We start from the raw sequence: 1711 nt of genomic DNA on the forward strand, positions 1-1711 counted from the left end.
GACGTTGTCCACACCCAGCCGTTTTGCGATTTCTTGTTTTAAAGCTTCTGACATTAACCCTGGTCTAGACATTATCAACCCTCCTTTACATTCAGCGGTTTTTTACCGCATTGTTAATATGCCCAATGATGAAAACAAATATTTTTGCAAAAAAGACCTCTCATGCTTTTCGGCATCCCGTTCATTTTTCCGAAATGGAAGGGCGTGTCGCAAAAGAAAACCAACAAAATAACCGTCTTGCAGTTTTCAGGCCATTATGATCCCGCCCGGATCTCCTGCCGCATGAACACAACATAGGAAATCGCGAAGCATATCATTGTGATTGCCAGAAGCCCTATCAGGTGCGGCCATACCAGAAGTATGCTCTGGTCGATTGACAGCGCCCCGGTAACCGCCCTGTCCACCTGCGACGTCAGAATAACTCCGATCGACCGGACGCTGGGATCAAGTATGGTCGATACGGATTCGCTGTACAGGGTTGCGGGCGAAATACGGCTGACGCCGCCCGCCAGATTGTAATTGCTGAGAACCACGCTCGTTGTCGATTGGTCTGTAACAGGATATACCCCGTTCGCAATGGAGCTTGCAATTATTCCCATAAAGAAGGTTAAAAACACCCAGATCGCTATGCCGGACAACACTGATGTCGCCGCATGCCGGAAAACAATCGAAAAAAGCGTGGATATGCTGAGCCACAGAGCCATATATACAACCGTGAACACCAGGAAAACAAGCAGCCTTAAAAGCTCGTCCATTGTCGGCGGAATACCTGTCATAATGATTCCAACGCCCGCAACGATCAGGCCCAGGGTAAATATCATCATGGCGATAACCGTCACTCCGGCCCAGAATTTTCCGTTGAGAATGGAATCGCGGTAGATGGGCTGGGACACCAGCCTCGAAAGCGTACGCTTGGAGCGTTCCCCGTTGATTGCGTCAAATCCCAGGATAATACCCACAATAGGGCCAAGGAAGGACAAAAACGATACGAAGGAAGGGAGCGAACCCCCGCTGCTGGTAAACAGGCTTAAAAATACGGAAGTCGAAACGGAGCCTTCGTTGATCGCGGTCTGTATGCCCTGCCCCGCGCTGTATACGCTTATGATTGCAATTACGGCAATCAGAAGGAGCATGATCAAAAAGCGCTTTCCTTTAAATTGGTCCGCCAGTTCCTTGCGGTATAATGCGGAAAATCCGGCTTTTCTGTATTTGTCGTTTTCATCTTTTTCATCTACGAATAAAATCTTAACGACTTTTTTCAATGCGTCACTCTTGGTTCCCATTTATACGGCTCCTTCCTTTGCAAAATAGCGCCTGTAGATATCGTCCAGATCGCCTCCGCGCAGCTTGAGATGCTCCATGAAAAAGCCCTGCCGGACGGCCTCTTGGGCAAGCTGGGCGCGAATGTCCGTTTGAGATTGGATGACATACATGTTTCTTTCTTTCTTCATCCGGATCACGCCGGGCACCGCGCGGAGCGTATTTTCCAACTCGCCGTTGTCCGGGGCTGCCGCAAACTCGATGGATAACGGTTCGTCTCCCCGCACCGCTTTGCCCAGTTCTTCAATCTGACCGCACGCGATCAGCTTCCCTTTTACAAATATGCCCACGCGGTCGCATATCTGCTGGATCTGATACAACTGGTGCGAGGATACAAGAACCGTCCTGCCGTCGGCCACGGACAGCTGCTTGATCAGGTACAAAAGGTCGC

Annotated in this window: 2 protein-coding genes and 1 pseudogene; 1 reads left to right on the top strand and 2 read right to left on the bottom strand. The window is 50.0% G+C overall.

Features of this window, described 5'->3' with window-relative positions; genetic code table 11:
* A partial coding sequence (locus VB081_RS10410; RefSeq protein ID WP_323400756.1) for a hypothetical protein occupies positions 1 to 232 on the top strand: 232 nt, incomplete at its 5' end.
* 22 nt (positions 233 to 254) lie between these two features.
* On the opposite strand, the gene VB081_RS10415 is transcribed toward VB081_RS10410, so the two are convergent.
* Positions 255 to 1283, bottom strand: a complete 1029-nt coding sequence (locus VB081_RS10415) for an ABC transporter permease (RefSeq protein WP_323400757.1) — start codon at positions 1281 to 1283, stop codon at positions 255 to 257.
* Positions 1284 to 1711: pseudogene (locus VB081_RS10420) on the bottom strand (ABC transporter ATP-binding protein); the annotation flags it as partial.

The sequence above is a fragment of the Christensenella sp. genome (genome assembly GCF_034927525.1).
Lineage (GTDB): Bacteria > Bacillota > Clostridia > Christensenellales > Christensenellaceae > Christensenella.

Bases quoted from the DNA above. Each gene is read 5' to 3' on its own strand.
- VB081_RS10415 (WP_323400757.1), bottom strand. From the start codon at position 1,283: ATGGGAACCAAGAGTGACGCATTGAAAAAAGTCGTTAAGATTTTATTC.